The 22,397-nt window shown below is 47.1% G+C and carries 18 protein-coding genes, 1 tRNA gene and 2 other RNA genes; 16 read left to right on the plus strand and 5 right to left on the minus strand.

What is annotated here, in order from left to right:
• Nucleotides 1-9 precede the first annotated feature (9 nt).
• From MED92_RS16085 to ftsZ, 4 genes are all read left to right on the plus strand, one after another.
• Complete coding sequence (locus MED92_RS16085; protein WP_007022639.1) at nt 10-1,488, plus strand: DNA recombination protein RmuC; 1,479 nt, start codon at nt 10-12, stop codon at nt 1,486-1,488.
• Nucleotides 1,485-2,138, plus strand: coding sequence for a hypothetical protein (locus MED92_RS16090; RefSeq protein WP_007022640.1), 654 nt, complete (start codon nt 1,485-1,487; stop codon nt 2,136-2,138). Before MED92_RS16085 ends, MED92_RS16090 begins: the two co-directional genes overlap by 4 nt.
• A gap of 705 nt (nt 2,139-2,843) precedes the next feature.
• Nucleotides 2,844-4,082 (plus strand): cell division protein FtsA, encoded by a 1,239-nt coding sequence (gene ftsA / locus MED92_RS16095; RefSeq protein WP_040663384.1) that lies wholly within the window; start codon nt 2,844-2,846, stop codon nt 4,080-4,082.
• An 81-nt stretch (nt 4,083-4,163) separates the two neighbouring features.
• Nucleotides 4,164-5,384, plus strand: a complete 1,221-nt coding sequence (gene ftsZ / locus MED92_RS16100) for a cell division protein FtsZ (RefSeq protein WP_007022642.1) — start codon at nt 4,164-4,166, stop codon at nt 5,382-5,384.
• Nucleotides 5,385-5,473: 89 nt separating this feature from the next.
• On the opposite strand, the gene MED92_RS16105 is transcribed toward ftsZ, so the two are convergent.
• On the minus strand, nt 5,474-6,727 hold the full coding sequence (locus tag MED92_RS16105; protein ID WP_007022643.1) for a diguanylate cyclase: 1,254 nt from the start codon (nt 6,725-6,727) through the stop codon (nt 5,474-5,476).
• Nucleotides 6,728-6,958: 231 nt separating this feature from the next.
• On the opposite strand from MED92_RS16105, the gene MED92_RS16110 reads away from it, so the two are divergent.
• The 6 genes from MED92_RS16110 (at nt 6,959) to MED92_RS18905 (ending at nt 11,124) form a co-directional block, all read left to right on the plus strand.
• Nucleotides 6,959-7,046, plus strand: a tRNA-Ser gene (locus MED92_RS16110).
• A 41-nt stretch (nt 7,047-7,087) separates the two neighbouring features.
• Nucleotides 7,088-7,208, plus strand: a non-coding RNA gene (locus tag MED92_RS18900) — RtT sRNA.
• Nucleotides 7,209-7,526: 318 nt separating this feature from the next.
• Nucleotides 7,527-8,699, plus strand: a complete 1,173-nt coding sequence (locus MED92_RS16115; RefSeq protein WP_007022644.1) for an RNA ligase RtcB family protein — start codon at nt 7,527-7,529, stop codon at nt 8,697-8,699.
• Nucleotides 8,696-9,319: a peptide chain release factor H gene (prfH, locus tag MED92_RS16120; RefSeq protein WP_007022645.1), complete on the plus strand. Its 624-nt coding sequence runs from the start codon at nt 8,696-8,698 to the stop codon at nt 9,317-9,319. The genes MED92_RS16115 and prfH overlap by 4 nt, the downstream gene beginning before the upstream one ends.
• A gap of 573 nt (nt 9,320-9,892) precedes the next feature.
• Nucleotides 9,893-10,717: a GIY-YIG nuclease family protein gene (locus tag MED92_RS16125; RefSeq protein ID WP_007022646.1), complete on the plus strand. Its 825-nt coding sequence runs from the start codon at nt 9,893-9,895 to the stop codon at nt 10,715-10,717.
• A gap of 285 nt (nt 10,718-11,002) precedes the next feature.
• Nucleotides 11,003-11,124: non-coding RNA, RtT sRNA (locus MED92_RS18905), on the plus strand.
• Nucleotides 11,125-11,178: 54 nt separating this feature from the next.
• On the opposite strand, the gene MED92_RS16130 is transcribed toward MED92_RS18905, so the two are convergent.
• From MED92_RS16130 to MED92_RS16145, 4 genes are all read right to left on the minus strand, one after another.
• Nucleotides 11,179-12,129 (minus strand): LysR family transcriptional regulator, encoded by a 951-nt coding sequence (locus tag MED92_RS16130; protein WP_007022647.1) that lies wholly within the window; start codon nt 12,127-12,129, stop codon nt 11,179-11,181.
• A 195-nt stretch (nt 12,130-12,324) separates the two neighbouring features.
• Complete coding sequence (locus MED92_RS16135; protein ID WP_007022648.1) at nt 12,325-13,269, minus strand: Bug family tripartite tricarboxylate transporter substrate binding protein; 945 nt, start codon at nt 13,267-13,269, stop codon at nt 12,325-12,327.
• Between the two features lie 92 nt (nt 13,270-13,361).
• On the minus strand, nt 13,362-14,882 hold the full coding sequence (locus tag MED92_RS16140) for a tripartite tricarboxylate transporter permease (protein WP_007022649.1): 1,521 nt from the start codon (nt 14,880-14,882) through the stop codon (nt 13,362-13,364).
• A 14-nt stretch (nt 14,883-14,896) separates the two neighbouring features.
• Nucleotides 14,897-15,361 carry a tripartite tricarboxylate transporter TctB family protein gene (locus tag MED92_RS16145; protein WP_040663152.1) on the minus strand — a complete coding sequence of 155 codons (465 nt, stop codon included), beginning with the start codon at nt 15,359-15,361 and terminating at the stop codon, nt 14,897-14,899.
• Nucleotides 15,362-15,858: 497 nt separating this feature from the next.
• Here MED92_RS16145 and MED92_RS16150 point away from each other — a divergent pair, with 497 nt between their 5' ends.
• The 6 genes from MED92_RS16150 (at nt 15,859) to pdxR (ending at nt 22,316) form a co-directional block, all read left to right on the plus strand.
• Entirely contained in the window at nt 15,859-16,209 is a 351-nt protein-coding gene (locus MED92_RS16150; RefSeq protein ID WP_007022651.1) for a RidA family protein, read from the plus strand.
• A gap of 25 nt (nt 16,210-16,234) precedes the next feature.
• Nucleotides 16,235-17,476 carry an NAD(P)/FAD-dependent oxidoreductase gene (locus MED92_RS16155; RefSeq protein ID WP_007022652.1) on the plus strand — a complete coding sequence of 414 codons (1,242 nt, stop codon included), beginning with the start codon at nt 16,235-16,237 and terminating at the stop codon, nt 17,474-17,476.
• 9 nt (nt 17,477-17,485) lie between these two features.
• Nucleotides 17,486-18,202, plus strand: coding sequence for an aspartate/glutamate racemase family protein (locus MED92_RS16160; RefSeq protein ID WP_007022653.1), 717 nt, complete (start codon nt 17,486-17,488; stop codon nt 18,200-18,202).
• 106 nt (nt 18,203-18,308) lie between these two features.
• Entirely contained in the window at nt 18,309-19,220 is a 912-nt protein-coding gene (gene rarD / locus MED92_RS16165; RefSeq protein ID WP_007022654.1) for an EamA family transporter RarD, read from the plus strand.
• A gap of 83 nt (nt 19,221-19,303) precedes the next feature.
• Nucleotides 19,304-20,695: an aminotransferase family protein gene (locus MED92_RS16170; protein WP_007022655.1), complete on the plus strand. Its 1,392-nt coding sequence runs from the start codon at nt 19,304-19,306 to the stop codon at nt 20,693-20,695.
• Between the two features lie 154 nt (nt 20,696-20,849).
• On the plus strand, nt 20,850-22,316 hold the full coding sequence (gene pdxR / locus MED92_RS16175) for a MocR-like pyridoxine biosynthesis transcription factor PdxR (protein ID WP_007022656.1): 1,467 nt from the start codon (nt 20,850-20,852) through the stop codon (nt 22,314-22,316).
• Nucleotides 22,317-22,397: the final 81 nt, after the last annotated feature.

The following is a 22,397-nucleotide window of genomic DNA, read 5'->3' on the forward strand; positions in this document are numbered from 1 at the left end:
AGAAACATTATGACCTGGGACCTATCGTCTCTTGATCTGACAAGCCTGCTGTTAGGTTTAGCAGCAGGTGGTTTTACCATTCTCCTCCTCTCTTATTTTACTTCCCGTATTCAGCGCCAGAAATGGCTTGATCTGGAAGCCGCTGCGGCGCAAGAAAAAGCTAATCTGCTGGCATCTGAGCAAGCGATCACTCTGCGCTTGAATGAAGCAACTGAAGCGTTACAGCAGCTCAGAAGTGAACAACACCACACCGAGCTACAGCGCGAGCGTCTGACCGAAAGACTAAGAGGCATTGAGCCTCTGTTAACGACGGCGGTTCAGGAAAAGAAACATCTGGAAAAAAAGCTGGAGCAGACCGCCTTTCAGTTGGCTGACCGAAGTGAAGTCGTCGCAGAACTTGAGACACGACTGGAAGCTGAAAGAGAGGCTCACGCCGATAAACTAAAGACCCTGGAGCAAGCACGCGAGCAACTTCGCGAAGAGTTCCAGAATGTGGCTAACCGGATTTTTGATGAGAAGAGTAAACAGTTCCGCGATAGCAATCAGGAGAATCTGGGACAGTTACTCAATCCGTTGAAAGATCAGTTGGGTGATTTTAAGCGCAAGGTTGAGGATGTATACGACAAAGAGGCGAAAGATCGTCGTGCCCTTCATGAGCAGATCAATCACTTGCGTGACCTCAACCAACAGATGAGTGAGGATGCTATTAACCTGACTAAAGCCCTAAAAGGCGATAGTAAGGCGCAAGGTAACTGGGGTGAAGTGATCCTGGAGAGGGCGCTTGAAGAGTCGGGTTTACGCAAAGGCTATGAGTTTGAACTTCAGGTAGCTGTCACGGAAGAGGGGCAGAGGTATTTGCCTGATGCGGTGATCCATCTACCTGACGGAAAAGATATCATCGTTGATTCCAAAGTGTCTTTGACAGCCTATGAACGTTACTGTGCAGCAGAAGATCCGGCTGAAAAGGCCCGTTTCCTTCGCGAACACCTGCTCTCTGTCAGAGGTCATATCAAGGGCTTGAGTGAAAAAGCCTATCAAGGCCTGAGTGATATACGAAGCCTCGACTTTGTGCTTTTGTTTATCCCGATTGAAGGGGCTTTTCTACTTGCCTTAGAAAAGGAGCCTGCGCTTTTTAAAGAGGCGTTTGATCGGAATATCATGCTGGTGAGCCCGGCAACGTTGATGGTTACCTTAAGGACCATTCACAACATCTGGCGTTATGAGCATCAAAACCAGAATGCGCAGGAGATCGCCAAAAGAGGCGGTGAGCTTCATGATAAGTTTGTTGGTTTCCTGGAATCCCTTGATGATATAGGGCGTAATCTGGACAGAACCCAACAAGCCTTTGATACTGCGCATAAACGTCTGGCAAGTGGTAGGGGTAATCTGGTCAGCCAGGTGGCGATGCTGCAAAAGTTAGGTGCCGAAGGCAAAAAACAGATTTCCAAAGAGCTGGTGGATCGTGCAATCGAGAGTGATAAGTCATGATCTCCATTATTGGTTATGGTTCACTGCTATCGGAATCCTCTGCTCGTGAAACCGTACCTGATCTCTGTAATTTCCGGCTGGTCCGTGTGCCGGGTTATCGGCGCATCTTTAACAAAGTAGGAATTGTTTTCTTAAGCCGGCATGGAGCCGACCCCCAGTCCTTGCAGTTGGCATCCTGTGCTACGGAGGCAGATAAGACATCGGTTCTGATATGTTCGCAATTTGAATGTTCAGAAGAAAGCTTCAGTGAGCTTTACGAACGTGAGCACCGCTTTGAATGGGTTGATGTTGAAAGCGTTGATTCATCAGGGGTGAAAACGGTAGCGAAGATGTGCACACAGTCGACTGATGAGCATTATCGCTTTCAGAAATGCGGCTCTGAGAAAGAGTTCTATGAGCGGGTAGGACGTTATTATCAGGGGCCTCTCTGGCGAGATGATATTTTGCCTTTTCCTCGTTATCTGGCATTCTGCTTACAAGCTGCTGAGGGGCAGGGGGCTGATGTTCTGGATAACTTCCTGGATACCTCATATCTAGCCGACGGTTGTACTAGCATACGCCGTTATCTTGATTCGGAGCTGGGTTTCGATTGGCGGAACTACGATTGCAGTTACTCCTATCAATCTAAGGAACCTGCGAATAAGTCCTGAACGACTTTTCTATGCCCTTTGGGTACAGGCTTTCAGAGCGGTTCGAGATCAAGGCAACGATTACAGACATACTAGTTGTACGTCGAATTCCCTAAATAAGCCTACCTCCTTTTGTAGGATCCACCCTTACGCTCGTTTGAGCGATTGGCTACTGAAAAGCGTCAAACCGTAGCTGTATATTTTGACCTGTCTCTATTCAAAATCTTGTCCTCCTGAATCAAATTCATAGTTAAAAAGCCATTTTAAATAGCTTATAAATTGAACAGTTTAGGCTGTTACTTATGCAAATTCAGATATTGATGATTCCGTGAAAAATCAAAATTCAGTTTTGAGTTAATTGAGATTTATCAAAATTAAGTTTTGATTTATTTGAGAATAATCAAAATTAAATATTGATTTATAATAAAATAATCAAAATTAAGTTTTGATTTATTCGCGTTTTTTAAGCTGTTGAAAGAAGAGGTTATATTTTAATCATCAAGCAAAAGTGCAAAGGCGGCTTTCAGTAGCTTCTTGAAATTTATAAGGATTTTTTCTCAACCTTTTTTCTTTGTTGCCGATAGTAAATTTATAGCCAGTGGATTTTATTTTTTAAGATTGCCTAAAAAGTATTCAGAATTTAAAAAAATTCATTGAAAAAAGGTTGGTTTGTTTTTCTTATTTAGTAAAATTAAGTCAGCTAGTAAAAATATTTGGCAAGATAAAATGACAGCTCACTCTAATATGATCGTTGCACTTGATATTGGTACCTCCAAGGTTGTTTGCCTTGTGGGTGAGATCAATGTCGACGGCAGCATTGACATCGTTGGTATCGGTTCCCATCCATCCCGTGGATTAAAGAAAGGGGTGGTGGTGAACATTGAGTCTACCGTGAGCTCCATTCAACGCGCGGTTGAAGAAGCCGAATTGATGGCCGGTTGCAAAATCCACTCCGTAACCGTTGGGATTGCTGGAAGTCATATCAATAGTCTGAACTCGCACGGCATTGTGGCAGTTCGTGACCGAGAAGTGACTGATTATGATCTGGAAAGGGTCATCGATGCAGCGCGCGCTGTTGCGATTCCTGCAGATCAGAAGATTCTGCATATCCTGCCTCAGGAATATGAGATTGATAATTCAGAGGGTATTCGTGAGCCTCTGGGTATGTCCGGTGTGCGCCTTGAAGCGAAAGTGCATCTGGTAACCGGATCAGTGAACGCTGCGCAGAACATTGAGAAATGTGTTCGCCGTTGTGGTTTAGAAGTTGATCATTTGGTGTTGGAACAACTTGCATCCAGTTACTCCGTTTTAACGGAAGACGAGAAAGAGCTGGGCGTATGTATGGTCGATATCGGTGGGGGTACATCGGATATCTCCATTTTCACCGGTGGTGCCATTCGCCACACAGCAGTCATTCCTATTGCTGGTGATCAGGTAACCAATGATATCGCTATGGCGCTGCGCACACCGATGCAGCATGCAGAAGATATCAAAATTAAATATGCCTGCGCGCTTGCGCAGTTGGCTGGACCTGATGAAACCATCATGGTTCCGGGTGTTGGTGACAGACCATCACGGACATTGTCACGACAAGCATTAGCTGAGGTGGTTGAGCCTCGCTATGAAGAGTTATTCAACCTGGTTCAGGCTGAGCTGCGTCGCAGTGGCTTCGAGGACCTGGTTGCGGCAGGCATTGTGCTAACTGGCGGAACTTCCAAGATGGAAGGCGCCGTTGAGCTTGCTGAAGAGATTTTCCACATGCCGGTGCGCCTTGCCTCACCGCATGGGGTAAAAGGAATGGAAGATATTTTGGGTAACCCTATCTATGCAACAGGTATGGGGTTGCTGCTTTACGCTCATGACGATCTGGGTAATGAGCCTGCGCAGGAAATTCCTGAAGTAGAGCTGGTCGAGCAGGTGAGCGTAATTAATAAGATGAAGACCTGGTTTCAAGGTAATTTCTGAAACCGGGATACAGGTTAACGGAAGAAAACAATATTAAGCGCTGGTCGTATAACAAAGCGCAAAATCTGGAAGGAGATCGGTATGTTTGAGTTGGCAGATAGCATCCCGCAAAGCGCCGTCATTAAGGTTGTCGGTGTTGGTGGTGGTGGCGGTAATGCCGTACAGCACATGGTTAGCTGTGATGTTGATGGGGTTGAGTTCATCTGTGCGAATACAGATGCTCAGGCGCTGGATAACATGCATTCTAAAACAGTCATTCAGATCGGTGGTGAACTGACTAAAGGTCTGGGTGCGGGTGCAAACCCTGAAGTTGGCCGTCAGGCAGCTTTGGAAGATCGCGAACGTCTGGCCGAAATGCTGGATGGTGCGGACATGGTTTTCATCACTGCTGGCATGGGTGGCGGTACCGGTACAGGTGCAGCACCTATCGTTGCTGAAGTAGCGCGTGATTTGGGTATTCTGACCGTTGCGGTTGTGACTAAACCGTTTACGTTTGAAGGTCGCAAGCGTCTTAAGATCGCTGAAGAAGGGATTAAAGAGCTGAAAGAGAATGTTGATTCTCTGATCATTATCCCTAATGAAAAGCTTTTACCTGTACTAGGTAAAAATACGAGTCTGATTAATGCTTTCAATACATGTAATGATGTACTGAAAGGTGCGGTGCAGGGTATCGCTGATCTGATTATCCGTCCGGGTATGATCAACGTTGACTTTGCAGACGTGCGCACCGTCATGTCCGAAATGGGTATGGCGATGATGGGTAGCGGTAGTGGCCGTGGCGAAGACCGTGCAACTGAAGCAACGGAAGCCGCGATTAACAGCCCATTGCTTGAGGACGTAGACCTGAAGGGGGCGAGTGGTATTCTGGTGAATATCACCGCTGGTCTCGACCTCAGTCTGGGTGAGTTCTCGGAAGTGGGTAACATCGTTGAAGAGTATGCTTCTGAGAACGCCACTATCGTCGTTGGTACAGTTATCGATCCTGAGCTGACTGATGAGCTTACGGTAACTGTCGTTGCGACAGGCCTGGGTCGAGCTGAAGAAGCCCAGGTTGAGGTTGTTAATACGGGAACTGGCCGTGCCTCTGCAGTGGCTACTGCAGCGGGCGCAGCGACTGATTTCGATCAGTTGGAACTGCCAGCGGTAATGCGTACAAACCGTAGTGAAGCGCCAAAAGAGCGTGCTCAACCAGTTGAGATTCACCGTGAAGTTGAATCTGAGCAACCGGTAATGCAGAAGACAGGTACGGATGATCTGGAGTTCCTGGATATCCCTGCTTTCCTGCGTCGTCAGGCTGACTAATTATTTAATATTGTTTTCTATACCTTCCAGGTATTACTTAGCCCGGTTATTTTAACCGGGCTTTTTTTGTTTCTAGCGCTTTTAAAAGATTAGGTGCGGTTTGCCTTTCGGCGTTGCTTCTCTTGATACATACGCGCATCCGCGGTTTCAATCAGTTCCAGGCCTTGGTCAGACGCTGATTCGCTAGGAAACTCCGCAGTGCCGCTGCTGAACTGAGTGAACAGAACCTGGCCTTTGTAATAGTAGGGCTCTGTGGATGTGATCTCTTCAATACGAGCAAATAAACCCTCAGCCATCTCTTTGCTGCAATCGGGAAGCAGTACAATAAACTCATCGCCTCCATAGCGGATGACTTTGTCGGTCATGCGCAGGTTATGACGGAGCACCTTGCAGAAATGCGCCAGGATCTCATCGCCTGCCTGATGGCCGTGGGTATCATTGATCTGCTTAAATCCGTTCAAATCGATCATCGCGATGGTCATCGGTTTCTTCTGGCGGATCGCGCGTACAGTTTCTTCGGTGAATAAACGGTCGAGTTGATGGCGATTATAGGTGCTGGTTAGTGTATCGAAGATAGAAACCTCTTCTACTTTCTGGAAAGCCGAGTGCAGCAGCTCTTGCTGGGCATTAAACGAGTGCTCAATGCTGAGGATCTCTTTAAGGTCAGAATCCAGTTCCAGTCTTTCATTAAGGTCATGGTGGCCTTCAGTCTCTTTAAGCTTTCGCTCGAGTTTCTGGAGCGGCCGGATCATATGCGACAACAGGTCGGTAGAGAGTGCCAGATAGGAAGAGATAATCGTGATGCTAAAAACCAGAAACAGCCCCATCAGAACTTCGGAAATTGGAATTCTGACCCGATGGGCAGGAAAGCTAACATCTAAAACACCCGCCAGATCACCTACCGCCACATTCTGGTGGCAGGCCAGGCATTCCTGTTGAAAATTGATGGAGCGAAAATAGTGAATCTTCTCTAGCGATTCGACATGAGTAGCGTCAGGACTTCCGTTTAAATGGGCAAGTATCTCCTGAGTGAGTTCGCGCCCCTCACCGAATTGATTTTGTATCGCTTCACTACGATACATTGAGTAGGTGATATCAGGCGCGTGATCATTAATCTCAGCAATGAGCTGGTCCACCTCTTCGTAACTAGCGCCTCTGTCCATGGCTTGACGAAGCTCTTTAAATACCAATTGTCCTAGGTACTGGCCTTCCTGGCGTAGATCCTTCTCTATAGATAGAAAGATAAGAGTGGCGACAATAATCAGGGCAAAAAATGTGCTGATTATTGACGAGCGATACAGGGAGTTAAACAGGGCGTTCTTTAGGCTGGTAACGGGCCGCATTACTTGGTGAATCTCTAGAGTTTTTAGTTATTGAATGTTTAGTTTACTAAGCCGTAAACCCAAGGGGTAGTGTAATTTTCGACCAATCGGTCGGTCGTTTGATCTGTGTCGTAATCACTTCGGAAATTATTTTTCTTTTTTTAGCTAAATGCCTTGCGGTGTCACAAGGCTATGCTAAAATGCGCGCCTCGTTGGTTGAGACAAGTCTTTTCACTAACGAGTTTTAGAGCTGGTCAGGTGTCCGAGTGGCCGAAGGAGCACGCCTGGAAAGTGTGTATACGGAAACGTATCGAGGGTTCGAATCCCTCCCTGACCGCCATTGATTTATAACGAAAAAGCCTTGCTTAACCGCAGGGCTTTTTTGTGTCTGTAACTTGAGGGATGAGAACCCGAGAAGAGGGTTTGAGCCGAGCGAAGCGAGACAACGTGGGAGCTGCGACCACGGCCCCGAAGGGGTGAAATAATCCCTCCCTGACCGCCATTGATTTATATCGAAGAAGTCTTGCTTAACCGCAGGGCTTTTTTGTGTCTGTAGCATGAGGGATGAGAACCCGATTCATGCAATTAGAATGGAATCGTTCAGCCCCTCTCTTGATTTCGCTAGTATTGCCCAGTATCATCCCGCCGCATATTATTTAACCAACTAACTGCAAAGGAGAAATATCATGACATATGCGATTACATTCTTTGCAGGTCAGATTCTGTAGCGCAGGAAGCGAACTACAATCTCCTCCCGCCTTGTCTCTAGGCCTGCCAATACATCTTTAAATTATTTACCCAATTTTATAGGTATTGGTGTATGGGCAATTCCGTCCAAAAAATTACTGATAAAGTCACCCTTATTGCGTCTGAACGAACGTGGATTGAGGGTGTTGCAACAGAACAATTAATCAAAACATCTGAACTGGATAGCATGTTGAAAGTGGTAGGTATGCCTGATCTGCATGCGGGTCGCGGTTATCCGATTGGTGCGGCTTTCTTAACCAGCAATAAAATCTACCCGGCGTTGGTAGGTAATGATATCGGCTGTGGGATGTCGTTATGGCAAACCAGCGCAGAGTTGCGAAAGCTCAATGTTCAGAAGTGGATCAAAAAACTGAATGATGTAGAGTCGCCACTGGGGAGTGCTTGGCAGGATGAGATTACTGAGCGTAAACAGCAAAAGCAGGTGACTAATGCAGCGTTTGATCAGGCATTTGGCACCATCGGTGGTGGCAATCATTTTGCCGAATTCCAGGTCATTGATCAGGTCGAAGACAGCGCCAAACTTGCCGCATTAGGGATAGATGCCAAAAAGGTTTTATTGCTGGTTCACTCGGGTTCGAGAGGATTGGGGCAGAAAATCCTTACAGAGCATATTTCTTTTTTTAACCACCAAGGGCTATTGGCTGAGACCCAGGCGTTTCATGATTACCTCACTGCACATAATGAAGCCTTGCGTTGGGCTGAGCTGAATAGGGAATTTATCGCCAAACGTTTTCTAAAAGCCATAAGGGAAAGTGGTGAACTGATACTGGATATTAACCACAACCTCGTCAGCAAAACAGAGTGCGGTGGTGAGCCAGCGTGGTTACATCGCAAAGGTTCAACCCCGGCTGATCAGGGGGCTGTGATCATTCCAGGTTCACGTGGCGATTACAGTTACCTGGTTCAGCCAACGGCTTCAACTGATGAGGTCTCATCGGGTTTAGATGAAAGTCTTCACTCTTTGGCACATGGTGCAGGTCGTAAATGGAAGCGAGGCGATTGCCAGCAACGTTTGAGTAGTAAGTACAAAAAGCAGGATCTGCTTAAAACAGAGCTGGGTAGCCGAGTGATCTGCAACAACAAAGAGCTGCTCTATGATGAAGCGCCACAGGCTTACAAAGACTGTGAAACGATCATTGATGATCTTTGTGATGCTGGTTTAGTTAGGGTGATTGCACGTTTACGCCCGGCTCTGACCTTCAAAACCAATGGAGATTGCTCATGATATTGCTGCAATTATCTGCTGGGCAGGGACCAGATGAGTGCGCTTATGCGGTGGGCCTGGCTTTAAAGCAGCTGGATAAGGATGCCAAAGCGCAGGCTGTCTCTATTAAGTTGATCAGTGGTACGCCATCTGAGAAAAGGGGCGGGTATAAATCACTGTTGTTGCAGTGTGATGCCGATAGCCCTCAGAGGGCGAAGCAGTTTGCTGAAACATGGCAAGGGGTCTTGTTATGGATCTGTCAGAGTCCTTTCAGGCCAAAACATAAACGTAAAAACTGGTTTTTTAGCGGCCAGGTTTATGAGATAGCGGAAGAGACCAACGACGGTGAAATAACCTATCAAACGTGCAGGGCTTCCGGAGCTGGTGGTCAGCATGTGAATACAACTGATTCTGCTGTTCGGGCGACACATGTCAGCTCGGGCATCAGTGTCAGGGTGGAAAGCGAACGCAGCCAACATGCGAATAAGCGTTTAGCTAAACTGCTTATCTTGCAGAAGCTCGCTGAGCAAGTGCGGGAGGAGCAATCCAGGTTAGATAAAGCCCACTGGTTGCAGCATCAGGAATTAGAGCGGGGGAACCCGGCTCGCGTATTCAAGGGGCTGAAATTTGTGGCTGTGTGACAAAGCTTGTAGTGAATATCATCTTAGATCGGCAGATCTAAAAAATTAATTTAAGAGTTCTTTCAGAAATACCCAAACTTAAAAGAAGGGGGGGACTGAAAGCCTTCCCTGACCACCATTGATTTAAATCGAAGAAGCCTTGCTTAACCGCAGGGCTTTTTTGTGCCTGTAACTTGAGGGCTGAGCGCGATCTAAAGGTTTGATCGCTTCGTTCCAATAACGGATATGTTCGATCTATTCTTCTGTGGATAGAAAGATAGTTTAAACATGACTCGCGAAGAGCATATAGATAAGTCCAATTTATATGCTCATTTTTCTGCTGCATCTGGCGCGCTTTTATTCTTGTCTTTTTCTTAAAAGGGTTACATATTAAGCGCTTAGGGATATTGCTGCGCAGACTTTTGCGCACAGAAGTTCATCAAAACACGAATGTTCGTTTTTATCGGAGGAAAATGGCGGTGTTGTCAAAAAGTGATTTATTTTCAACTCATTACGATAGCCCTGGTTTTCCGTGTAAGCAGAAAAAACGCGCGCGCTTTTGATTAAAATGTTATGTCTTAAAAGGAACGATATATGCGTGACATACCGCTCTCGAACATCATTCATATTGATGATCCCAGTAAGTACAAATTCCACGCTGCTCGGTGGAATGGCGGTGACCAGCCGCTTGATGTTTATGTAAGAGACAAAGGCGAATGGTTTCAATGGAATACTTGGCGAAGCAGCAAAGATGAATTTTCAAGACAATATATATTCTCACTAATTGACTTTTATCCAGAATCAGACACTTGGCTTTTTGGAGGGATTTATCGGGTTCTTCATAGAGGCGATGTTGCGCACGACCATAGTTACGAGATAGAAGAGCTGCCTGAATTTTCGCCTTACGTAGGAAGGCTGAAAATAAAACTACCAAAACCATCAAGAGGCAGAGCTTTCTACCTAGAGAATCACCTCGAAAACATGATGGTGAGTGAAATTTTGAAACAGCCTTATTCGGGCGAACAATTTCCAGGTTATGAAAATATAAATCACACGTTTAGCGCCTTGTCAGTAATATTCAAGCAATCGAAACCGGATTGGAGGGCGGCTCTTGAAAACATAAAGGGTGTGTATGTTATTACCGATAAAAGCAACGGAAAAACTTACGTCGGCTCTGCATATGGTGATTCTGGAGTTTGGTCAAGGTGGAGTTGCTATATTGGCACTGGCCATGGCTGGAATGACGAACTTACTAAAATTATTGATTCAGAAGGCTTTGAATACGCAGAGAACAACTTTACGCTGTCATTGCTCGAACATCGCCCAATGAAGGTTGACGACAAGTTCATTATTGAGCGAGAAAGCTACTGGAAAGAGGTGTTTCTTTCACGAGGCGCTTTCGGCTACAACAAAAACTGAGCGTGGGCATAACAAGTAGCTCCACCGGACAGAATACTCGCTGCGCTCGCATTTTTCCGGTGAGCTAGGCGTTGTAAAAAGTAAAAGCGCTAAAACTGCTCGCTCTAGCCGTTATGGATTCCAAGTCATTATCTGACTTTGCATTTAAGTAACACTGTTTGTAACACTGTCGGTATTCTATTTTTTGGTATTTTTTTTAAAACAGAAGCTTAATGTTAAAATTCGAATCCCTCCCTGACCACCATTGATTTAAATCGAAGAAGCCTTGCTTAACCGCAGGGCTTTTTTGTGTCTGTAACTTGAGGGATGAGAACCCGAGAAGAGGGTTTGAGCCGAGCGAAGCGAGACAACGTGGGAGCCTGCGACCACGGCCCCGAAGGGGTGAAATAATCCCTCCCTGACCGCCATTGATTTAAATCGAAGAAGCCTTGCTTAACCGCAGGGCTTTTTTGTGTCTGCTCTTACTTATCCGACGTATGAGGCTCGCCCCAGTTCAGATACTGATCCGGGAAGTCTCGTATCTGAATCAGGTTTTCCCGTAATCTTTCAGCAAACTCTTGGGTGATCATCGAGCGCGGCAGGTCGCTTGGATAAAAAATGCCTATCTTAAGGTTTATTGCAGGGCTGATGCGGCGGAACACAACCTTCCCGGGGCGAGCATAGCTCTGGTAGCTGATAATCGACATGGGATCCATCACACAAACGCCAAGGCCGCGTTCAACAAATGTCAGCGCCGGGATATAGAAGCGCGTTTGCAGCCTTACGTTCATTGCATGCCCGTGCTTTTCAAACTGGGTTAGCAGATCGTGAAAGATCATATGGTCCGGATGCAGGGTGATCATGGGTTCACCATCCAGATGACTGGTTGTTATCACTTCATGCTGGGCAAGTGGATTGTCCGCTGGAATGGCGACAAAACAGGGCAGGGTAAAGCGATCATCTTCCGCTAACTGAGACTGATGCTGGGTGATTTCAGCTAAACCGATATCGTACTGATTGGAGGCGACCCATTCAGCGACCAGGTCGGATGTTCGTGTTTGCAAAGAGACCTGCACCTTAGGGTGATCTTCCAGAAAGTCAGCCAGCAGGTTTGGTAAGTAGAAGGTAGATGGACCTGGCATACAGCCGATACGCAGGAAACCAAATTGTTTGTTCTGGATGTCCTGGACGGTCTGGCTGACATCCTGAATCCGACTGAAAATCGCTTCAACCTCTTTATACAGATAGTTGGCTTCCGGGGTGGGGTAAAGACGTTTCTTATGTCTCTCAAACAGCTGGAAGCCGACTTCCTCTTCCAGGGAGCTTATCATCATACTGACCGCAGGTTGGGTTCGGAAAAGCTGTTTGGCTGCCTGAGATACAGAGCCAGTAAGCATCACTGCACGAAACGCTTCCATCTGTTTAAGATTCATTGTCTGATCCTGTTTATTCGGTCATTAGATATTCTGATGTTTGCATGAATAATATCGTAAAAAATTATGTTTTGAGATGGCAACCTTTGTTTTGATGCAAGAGAGGGTTTTGTATTGGCTGTATTACAGCAAAGCCTGTAACGGGAAAGGCCGATGCGGGTGCATCGGCCTTTTAGTGTGTCTATCCGCTTAGGCTTACTTTTTAACGCGGGCCGCTTCTTCTTTATAGATTTCGTAGGTTGCGTTTAGATCCTTAACCCACTCAGGGCCGTGTCGGAAATCAACCAGTGCACCGATGTTGTTGTAAGCATCGAGGACTTTTTGCTGCTGCATCGCTTTAGCCGTTGCTTTTGTCAGTTTATCTACCACTTCCTGAGGTACACCCTTCGGAGCGAAGACACCGGACCAGCCACCAAAGGTGCCTTTGATTCCGTAGTCAGCAAAGGTTGGAACCCCCGGGAAAGCGTCCATTTTCTGATCCATTACCAGTACGCGAGCACGGTCAGCTTTCACATGTGGGCCGAAAGCTGGCGGGAAAGAAACAGCAGAATCGATATGGCCACCTACAACAGACACCATAGAATCAGCGGCGCCTTTGCCGTGAACGTATTTAACTTTATAGCCTGCCTGGTTGCCGATGATGTTGGCCATGATGGTGCCTGAAGATGCCGCACCCCAGGAACCCTGAGTAACTGTTTTACTGTTCGCCCCTGCGATAAAGTCATCGAATGACTTGTAAGGGCTGTCTTTTGCAACAACGACAGCTAATGGAACGGAAGTGAATTTAACAACCGGTGTGAAAGAGTCAAAACCGTAAGGAGGGTTACTGAAGTTAGGCGTAACCAGCATATTACTCAGGCCAGCGTTGATCAGTGTGTAACCGTCTGGTTTCGCGTTAGCTACGAAAGAGGTACCAACGACACCTACACCACCTGTTTTGTTGATTACGACTACAGGTACTCCCAGCTCTTTTTCAACCGCGTCTGCCCAGATGCGTGTGGTCAGATCGGAGTCACCACCTGCGCCCCAAGGTACGATCACTTTGATCGGTTTTTCAGGGTACTCGGCTAATGCCGCGCCAGAAACAACAGTCAGGGCTACAGCGGTAGCAATAGACAGCAGGTTTTTCTTTGAATTCATAATGTTCACTTCCTTAAGCTTTTCTATATTTATATTTCATTTAAGGTGCGCTTGACGCTTTACGACTCACGACACAGTGTTTCAGGTGTAATTCAGGCAGCCTCCTCCCGAGCAGTGCTCTGGTCTTTTGCAGACTTCTTGCGCATTCGCATACTGGAAAATACGAAGAATGCTGACAGGGCGATAAAGACCCAGGAGAAAGGTGAAGCCAGGAATTGGGAGTAATCCGTACCGACAATGGCGAAGGCCTGATCCAGGTTCTGTTCCAGGAAAGGTGTCAGGATAAAACCAATGATAAAGACCGCTGGGTTTAAGCCGACCAGGCGCATGCTGTATCCGACAATAGTGAAGACAATCAAAATCAGAATGTCATTCATGTTTTGACCGGCGGTAAATGCCCCGGTAAACGCGAAGACAGTCACGCATGGGAAGATGAAGTAACGGCGTAGCGAAGCCATCTTCACAAAGAACTTAAATCCAGAGCGGGCAATACCCAGCAGGAACAAGTCTGTGATCAGGAAGCCAGCAAAAATAGCGTAAATGGTTTCTGTGTGTTCAAAGAAGATCATCGGGCCGGGCGTCAGGCCATGGATCAGGAACGCACCCATTAATAGTGCTGCTACATCATCCCCGGGAATGCTCAGTGTCAGCATTGGGATCATGCTTGAGCCGCAGACCGCATTATTGGCTGATTCGGCAGCAGCGATACCTTCGACAGAACCTTTACCATACTTCTCTGGTTGCTTAGAGGTACGCTTCGCTTCGCCATAAGCCATGAAGGCAGCGGTGCTGGAACCCAGCCCAGGCAACGCGCCGATAAAGGTGCCGATACCTGATGATTTTAGAATGGTGCCAAATACAGAGCGGTATTCTTTAAGGCTGATACGATTATCCGCAGGCTTTGGCGAGCGGGTAATCGCCATCTCATGATGGGGCACCTTACGGCGTCTGATGACGTTGAACACCTCTGGCATTACCAGAATACCGATTAGCATTGGGGTAAAGGTAAAGCCGCCCATCAGTTCAGGAATGCCGAAGGTAAAGCGGGATGAGCCGGTAATTGAATCAAGGCCTACCATGGCGAATAGCATACCCAGGCAGCAAGAGAGCAGGCCGCGCGGGATTGATTCACCGGCCATAGAGCCAATAACCGTAAATGCGAACAGGAGTAGGAATACTTTCTCTATCGGACCTGCCTGCAACGAAATAGCAGAGATAGGTGCCGCAACCAGAATTAATACCAGTGTAGCGAGCATCTCCCCTGAGACGGATGCGAACAGGGACATATCCAGTGCTTTGCCGGATTTGCCTGCCTTGGTCAGAGCATGCCCATCCTGTGCAGTTAGGAAAGAGGCAGCTGCGCCAGGTGTATTAATAAGGATAGCCGAGATCGATCCGCCATAGATGCCTGCTTTATAGACCGCCAGCAGCATCGTAATGCCGATAATCGGGTCTACATAGAATGTCATTGGCAGCATGATGGCGATCGCCATAATGGCTGAAATACCAGGAATTGCGCCAAAAATAATACCGATGACAACGCCCAGAACAATGCCAAGAATAGGGCCGATTGCCAGGATAGAGCTGAAACCGCTGAGAATATTATCAATCATTTCATCGTCCCCTATTAAAATGCCCAGGTCGGCAGATAAACGCGCAGAAATTCACGGGAACCATAGAAAATCAGTATGGGAGTGATAACAGAGACTGCGATGATGGGTGGCCAGTTTCGCCCGCCCAGTAAATAAGCAACCGCGAGCATGACGATCGGTGTCGTGATCATGAAGCCCAGATAGGGAACGGCTAACCAGTAGAATACAAAGATAGCGATATATATGAAGATACCGGTGAAACCATCAGTAGCAATCAATTCTTGCCCTTCTGGTTTGTGCCCCTGAGAGAGACTTCTCAGCGATTGAATGCCGATGATTGCAGCAAAGAGAATAATGAATCCTGCGACAACTCGAGGTAAAAAAAGGATACCCAGATCGCTTTCAGCACCACCGTCCGCCAGATTGTCGTTTGTCAGAATAATCACTGAGATGATCATTAAAAACGTGGAAAGTCCGACGTCTATTTTTCTTCTATCCATTTTATTACCTACAGCACTTCTTATTGTTATGCGTTCTTTTACTCGATATAGAAGCACTCCTTGCTATGCCTGATCTGAACTCAGAATTCGGCCTATCGATCTATTCAGTGTAATCAAAGAGAACATAGATACAATTCTAAAAAATATTTGATTACATAAGTTTTTCTTATGTTTCTCCTCTTGAGGTCACGTAATGTGTTCAGTGATTTTTATGGTTGAGCTATTAATAATGTGGAGTTAAGAAATTTTGCATCTGAAACACAGAAAAATGTGTGCGGCCAACAATATAAGAAATTCTGATGAGTTATTAAAAAAATACGATTTGTTATTATGTTTTTTGCAACAAATAATGTCTTTAACAACGGGGCCGGTGTCGGTCTCTTATTGAAGATGCCAGTGCATCCTATTGATGTTCTCTGGATCTGTTCGTTTTTGTTGCTTAGCCAGCTTATAGGGTTTTAGCAGCATGTAAGTGCTTTACATCGGAGATCTATCTCATGTTGCAACGTCAACACTCTAATCAGCGAATGAGCCAGTTGGTCACTTTCGGAAACCTTGTCTGGACGGCCGGTCAGGTTGCTCAAGACCCTTCACAGGATATGGCAGGTCAAACCCAGCAAATTCTAAATCAGATCGATAAGTTACTAGCGGATGCGGGTACCGAAAAGCGCCATCTGATCAGTGCAAATATCTGGGTGTCAGACATTGCTCAGTTTGCCCAGATGAATGAGATATGGGATGCCTGGGTCGACAGTGAAAATGCACCGGTCAGGGCCTGTGTTGAATCCCGTTTGGCAAGGCCTGAGTTACTCGTAGAAATTCAGGTCGTTGCAGCTAAACCTGCTTAAGTATTTCACCGTTTGGACAACTAAGATGCAAACAAAGACAGTTGCTATCATCGGGTCCGGTGTTGTTGGTCTTTCAACCGCCATTAGCTTGCTGGAAGCGGGTTATAAAGTGACCCTGATTGATAAAGAGAAGCCCGGTCAGGGGGCGTCATTTGGTAATGCTGGGCTATTTGCAGATTATGCCTGCCTGCCATTTACCAAGTTTGCACTGTTGAAAAAGATGCCGGGTATGTTGCTGGACAGCTCCAGCCCGTTATCTATGCAGACCAGCTACCTGCCAAATCTGGTCCCTTATGGGCTCGGATTTGTTAAGTCATGCACCCGCGAAAAATATGAGCAGGGCAAACAGGCATTAACATCGCTACAAAAAATCGCCTATGAGTCGACCGATAAACTCCTGCGGTTAAGTGACTCTCAAAATCTGGTGAAGGCGAATGGTTGTCTGGCCTTAATCGCATCCGAACAAGATCTTAGTGATGCTAAACAAGGTGATATGTTAGAGCGCCAGCAATCAGGCGTTCGTTTGGATTTCCTGAGCGCTCATGATGTATCTGATCTGGAGCCAGATCTGGCACGATTTTATGCCGGTGGGGTTTTCTATCCAGACACGCGGTTTACCGTGAGCCCTGTATCAATTAGCCAGAACTATGCACGCTATTTTTCTGAAAAGGGTGGTGTTCTTCTTCAAGACGTTGCGCAAGAGGTTATCCCAGACAGTCAGCGTGTAGCGATAACACTATCAGATCAGACGCTTACTTTTGATCAGGTGGTGATATGTGCTGGTGTGGCTTCGAAAGCGTTGCTGAAACCTCTTGGTTTTAACTTTCCTCTGGTGAGTGAGCGAGGTTATCACTTAACACTCGATCTTGGAGAGAAGCAGATTAGCAGGCCTGTCGGTTGGTTGGATAAGGCTGTTTTTCTTACGCCGATGGCGGATGGTGTGCGCTTGGCTGGAACAGCTGAGTTTGCGCATGCTGATGCGCCCGCAGAGCTTAGTCGAACCAATACGATGTTGAAGCATGCCAGCACGATGCTGGGCAACGAACCTGAAGTAGTTTCCAGTTGGGTGGGGAGCCGACCGTCTACTCCTGATTCTTTACCCGTCATCGGAACATTGAAAAATCATCCCCGGGTGAATCTGGCATTTGGTCATGGTCATCTGGGCCTGACCTTTGCAGCAGCAACAGGGCAGTTGATTAAAGAGATTATTAACAATGAGCAAACCTCTGTGGATATTACGCCGTTTGCTCCAGAGCGTTTTAGTTAAGGTGATAGCGTGATTTTAAAAGGTGGTATTAACATTTGTGGCGTCACTGTTGGGGTGATCTCACTGGAGTCATATTTCCCGAAGCCTGAAGGACATATTAAACATCCTGCCAGCTTCGATTTTCCTGTGATTTATAAAACTGTTCAAGGCGCCACGATTGAGCGCTTGATTCGCGATCGGGATCCTGCGTTATTGGCGCCTTTTATCGAGGCCGCTAAAGAGCTGGAGCGAGAGGGAGTCAAGGCGATTACCGGTAGTTGCGGGTTCCTGGCTCTGCATCAGAAGGCGATTGCTGAAGCCGTCGATATCCCGGTCTTTATGTCGAGCCTTATTCAGGTGCCGCTGGTTTCTCGAATGATTAAGCCGAGCCAAAAGGTTGGGGTTGTTGTCGCTAACTCTGAAGCGTTAACGGATGCTCACCTTTCTGGTGTGGGTATTCAGGATGAGCCTATGGTTATTGCCGGTATGCAGGATCAACCGCAATTTGCCGAAGTGATTTTGCGCGGCGACTCTAATGATCTTGATATGGATAAGTTTGAAACGGAACTGACCACGGTTGTCGAGAAGATGCTGGACGAAAACCCGGAGGTTGGTGCGATCGTTCTTGAGTGTACTGATCTCTCTCATTTTGCGCCGGCACTTCACCGGAAGTTCGGCCTACCCGTATTTGATCTTTCCAGCCTGACACGGATGGTTGCTTCCGCAGCGGACCGACAAATCTCGTAAAGTTCCGATCGCTTTTGGAAGTTTTTTCCAGCGGATACTCCCCATGGTGCCATTTAGGGGGTATCTGCTTTTTTGTTTTTTAAGCCATTGAAAGTGAGCATTTGTTATGGAGAAGTTACAACGCCATATAGGGCTTTTATTAACCACCTCAGCTTTTGTGGTTTGGGGGTTACTACCGCTTTTTTATCAACACCTGAAAGGGGTGGAGGCGGTGGAGATTTTTGCTTTTAGGGTACTGTGGTCGATCCCTATGATGGCGCTGCTGCTGTATATCACGGTGACGCCGGTTCGGGTATTTAAGCTGCTGCTGGATCTGCGCTCTTGTGTTTGGTTAATACTCTCAACGGCTTGCATTTCAACTAGCTGGTATCTCAATACCTGGGGCGTGACCCATGGGCAGGTACTGATGGTCAGCCTGGCATTTTTTCTGACGCCCTTAGTCAGTATCCTGGTTGGGGTGTTTTTTCTTAAAGAGAGATTGAATGGCTTTCAAATACTGGCGCTGATTTTTTGCCTGAGTGGTTTTGTCTATGCCTGTTTTAACCTTGAGTCTTTTCCCTGGTTGACGATTGGTATTGCGCTGGCATTTGGTGGCTATGGGCTCATAAAAAAGCAGGTACAGATTGATACGTTGAATGCATTGAGTGCGGAGGTGTTGATCATGGTGCCTTTTGCCCTGATTTATCTGGTTTTCGCAGCGGATCATATGAGCTTCAAGCCTGAAGATCTTCGCACCCAGCAATTGCTGATGTTAACTGCGCCTTTAACGCTTCTACCGCTCGGCCTGTTTTCCCTTGGTGTGAAAAGGATGAAGAATATCTCCAGTGTGGCAATTTTGCAGTACCTGGAGCCAACTCTGTATTTTCTGCTGGCCGTATTTGTCTTCATGGAGGCTATCGACAGCAATCGCTTAGTCACATTTGTACTGGTTTGGATTGGTTTTTTGCTGTTTTCCATCAATGGCTTACGTGCATCAGGTGTGCATAAGGCGATCAAGAAGAAACTGGCATCATCATAGTTTTACAACTGGCTCTAACGGCTTTTCACTCAGCTCAGTAACTTATCAGTTATGAAATGAACTGAATAATTGAGGGAAATAGCATGACATTCCAGGCCAATGAATTTGATGCAAAAGAGGTGGTAAATAATGATCGCGACTACGTCTGGCATCATCTCGCCCAACATGAAAACTTTAAAACCAATGATCCGATGGTCATTGTTAAAGGTGAGGGCATGCGTGTCTGGGATGCCAAAGGTAATGAGTATCTGGATGCTGTATCCGGTGCGGTATGGACGGTCAATGTAGGTTACGGTCGGACTGAAATTGCCGAAGCGGTTAAGGATCAGTTGGTCACGATGAACTACTTTGCTCAGACTGCGGGGAATGTACCTGCGGCTGAGTATGCGGAAAAGCTGCTGGAAAAAATGCCGTGTATGAGTCGTGTTTATTACTCAAATTCAGGTTCAGAAGCGAACGAAAAGGCGTTCAAAATGGTTCGCCAGATTGCGGAGCTGAAGTACGGCGGTAAAAAAAGCAAGATTCTATATCGTGAGCGTGACTACCACGGTACGACTATTACCTGCCTCAGTGCGACAGGGCAGTTCGAACGCCGCAATCAATACGGGCCTTTTACCCCGGGGTTTGTCGAAGTTCCTCATTGCTGTGAGTATCGTGCTCAGGAAGGTGCCGATCTGGAAAATTACGGCGTTTGGGCGGCTAATCAGATTGAAAAGGTGATCCTCGAAGAGGGGGCGGATACTGTCGGTGCGATCTGTCTGGAACCCATCACCGCCGGTGGTGGAGTGATTGAGCCCCCGCAGGGTTACTGGGAGCGAGTTCAGGAAATCTGTCAGCAGTATGATGTATTGCTCCACATCGATGAAGTGGTCTGTGGTCTTGGCCGGACCGGTAAATGGTTTGGTTACCAGCATTACGGTATTCAGCCTGACATTGTGACGATGGCAAAAGGGGTGGCATCTGGGTACGCGGCTATCTCTTGCACGGTCACAACCGAAGCTGTGTTTGAGTTGCTGAATGATGCTGAAGCTGGGCGAATGGGGTATTTCCGGGATATTTCCACCTTTGGTGGTTGCACAGCGGGGCCAGCGGCTGCTTTGGCGAATATGGCAATCATTGAGCGCGAGAACCTGCTCGACAATGTTAATGAACAGGGCGAGTATCTGCGCGGCCGCCTTAACCAGTTGATGGAAAAGCACAGCCTGATTGGTAGTGTACGTGGTAAAGGTCTCTTTGCCGGATTTGAACTCGTTAAAGACCGCCAAACCAAGGAGCCGGTTGATGAATCTGTCAGCCTGGCCATCGCCGCGCACTGTATGACAAATGGAGTGATTATTGGCCGTACCAATCGCTCATTTAAAACGTTGAATAACTGTATCTGCCTGAGCCCCGCCTTGATCGCGCGACGTGAAGACATTGACCGGATTGTTGATGCGCTTGATGATGCGTTAGAAAGCGTAACATCAGACAGTTAATAGCTTTCAGCTATGCCTAAAGCGCTCCCCAAAAGAGAGACGCTGCTAATATGAAAATCCGGTACTGGGGTCACCCGTCCGGATTTTTGTTTTGCCTGGGACGACTTCAGGTGTACATTGTCAGCATTCACAATCACCATTAAGAGGGCGGCTTGTGTTTCACTTGTTTCATCTTAATTCTGCTCTGGGGCGTAGTATTCAGCAGCAGCTTCGCGAACAAATTGCCACGGCTATTCTTAACGGAAATATTCCTCTTGATGAAGCATTGCCCTCCAGCCGAAAGCTAGCCAAACAGTTGGGTATAGGTCGCAACACGGTTGTTCTGGCGTACGAGCACCTGCTCGATGATGGGTACCTTATCGCCCGTGAAAGAAAGGGGTACTTTGTTAACCCCGACATCCTTAAAGGTAGCGCAAACCCACCTGAGAGTTCTGTACGAGAAGAGGATGATCGGAACCCGATCAATTGGGATCGTCATTTCAAAATCCGCCCCAGTCAGCAACATAACATTGTTAAACCACAGGATTGGCAACGCTATAAATACCCGTTTATCTATGGCCAGTTTGATGCGTCTTTATTCCCTACTGTGAACTGGCGTGAGTGCTGCCGTGATGCGGTGAGCACGACAGCAGTGAGTGATTGGGCAGCCGATCGTTTTGATGGTGATGATCCATTGTTGATCGAACAGATTCGTACGCGTCTGTTGCCCAGGCGTGGCGTCTGGGCATCTGCCGATGAAATTTTAGTCACAGTGGGTGCCCAGCAAGCGCTTTATCTGATCGCTAAGCTACTGCTTGATCAGGGTAGTACTATCGGTTTGGAAGAGCCCGGCTACGTGGATATTCGTAATATCGCTAAGATAAATCCCGCCCAGTTAAAGCCGATCCCAACCGATGCGTCTGGGTTAATTCCTGATGAGTCTTTACAAGGATGTGATCTGGTTTACACCACTCCGAGTCACCAGTGCCCAACGATGGTGACTATGCCTCTTGAGCGTCGTTATGAGTTGCTTAAACGAGCGGATGAAGAGGACTTTTTCATTATCGAAGATGACTATGAATGTGAGACCAACTTCGATTTGAACCCCATCCCCGCGCTGAAGAGCCTCGATGAGCATAACCGGGTGATCTACGTCGGCAGTTTATCTAAAACGCTGGCCCCAGGCTTGCGGTTAGGGTATCTGGTGGCGCCAAAGGCGTTGATAAAAGAAGCCCGTGCCCTCCGGCGTTTAATGGTTCGCCATCCGGCAACTAATAATCAGCGCTCTGTGGCGCTTTTTCTAGAGCGTGGTTATCACGATGCCCTGGTGATGAATATCACCCGAAACTATAAAACGCGCTGGAATGCGATGGATGAAGCCCTTAATAACCACTTGCCTGAATCGCATACCGCGCCTGTTTTCGGTGGATCCTGTTTCTGGGTAGAGGGGCCTGAGTCTTTGGATGCTGAGCAACTTAGTTTGCGCGCCCGTGAGGAGAGTATTCTCATTGAGCCTGGTCATATCCATTTTTTGCAGCAAGACGCTCCACGTAACTGTTTCCGGCTAGGGTATTCATCCATTTCTACGGGTTTGATTGAGCCTGGTATTAAGAAGCTGGCAGAGCTGATCAATAAAGGGTGAGTTGAATGCATTTCTCTAGTGCATAAATCCACTGAAGGTAGAGATATTGTTGAGAAGTGGCAGGCCTGAACTCATAGGCCC

It is taken from the genome of Neptuniibacter caesariensis (genome assembly GCF_000153345.1).
Lineage (GTDB): Bacteria > Pseudomonadota > Gammaproteobacteria > Pseudomonadales > Balneatricaceae > Neptuniibacter > Neptuniibacter caesariensis.

What these genes read in the sequence shown, in the direction of transcription:
- MED92_RS16170 (WP_007022655.1), top strand. Translation starts at nt 19,304, where the DNA reads ATGACATTCCAGGCCAATGAATTTGATGCAAAAGAGGTGGTAAATAAT.
- MED92_RS16115 (WP_007022644.1), top strand. Translation starts at nt 7,527, where the DNA reads ATGGGCAATTCCGTCCAAAAAATTACTGATAAAGTCACCCTTATTGCG.
- MED92_RS16130 (WP_007022647.1), bottom strand. Translation starts at nt 12,129, where the DNA reads ATGAATCTTAAACAGATGGAAGCGTTTCGTGCAGTGATGCTTACTGGC.
- MED92_RS16105 (WP_007022643.1), bottom strand. Translation starts at nt 6,727, where the DNA reads ATGCGGCCCGTTACCAGCCTAAAGAACGCCCTGTTTAACTCCCTGTAT.
- MED92_RS16135 (WP_007022648.1), bottom strand. Translation starts at nt 13,269, where the DNA reads ATGAATTCAAAGAAAAACCTGCTGTCTATTGCTACCGCTGTAGCCCTG.
- MED92_RS16145 (WP_040663152.1), bottom strand. Translation starts at nt 15,361, where the DNA reads ATGGATAGAAGAAAAATAGACGTCGGACTTTCCACGTTTTTAATGATC.
- ftsZ (WP_007022642.1), top strand. Translation starts at nt 4,164, where the DNA reads ATGTTTGAGTTGGCAGATAGCATCCCGCAAAGCGCCGTCATTAAGGTT.
- MED92_RS16085 (WP_007022639.1), top strand. Translation starts at nt 10, where the DNA reads ATGACCTGGGACCTATCGTCTCTTGATCTGACAAGCCTGCTGTTAGGT.
- MED92_RS16140 (WP_007022649.1), bottom strand. Translation starts at nt 14,882, where the DNA reads ATGATTGATAATATTCTCAGCGGTTTCAGCTCTATCCTGGCAATCGGC.
- ftsA (WP_040663384.1), top strand. Translation starts at nt 2,844, where the DNA reads ATGACAGCTCACTCTAATATGATCGTTGCACTTGATATTGGTACCTCC.
- MED92_RS16125 (WP_007022646.1), top strand. Translation starts at nt 9,893, where the DNA reads ATGCGTGACATACCGCTCTCGAACATCATTCATATTGATGATCCCAGT.
- prfH (WP_007022645.1), top strand. Translation starts at nt 8,696, where the DNA reads ATGATATTGCTGCAATTATCTGCTGGGCAGGGACCAGATGAGTGCGCT.
- MED92_RS16155 (WP_007022652.1), top strand. Translation starts at nt 16,235, where the DNA reads ATGCAAACAAAGACAGTTGCTATCATCGGGTCCGGTGTTGTTGGTCTT.
- rarD (WP_007022654.1), top strand. Translation starts at nt 18,309, where the DNA reads ATGGAGAAGTTACAACGCCATATAGGGCTTTTATTAACCACCTCAGCT.
- MED92_RS16090 (WP_007022640.1), top strand. Translation starts at nt 1,485, where the DNA reads ATGATCTCCATTATTGGTTATGGTTCACTGCTATCGGAATCCTCTGCT.
- MED92_RS16150 (WP_007022651.1), top strand. Translation starts at nt 15,859, where the DNA reads ATGTTGCAACGTCAACACTCTAATCAGCGAATGAGCCAGTTGGTCACT.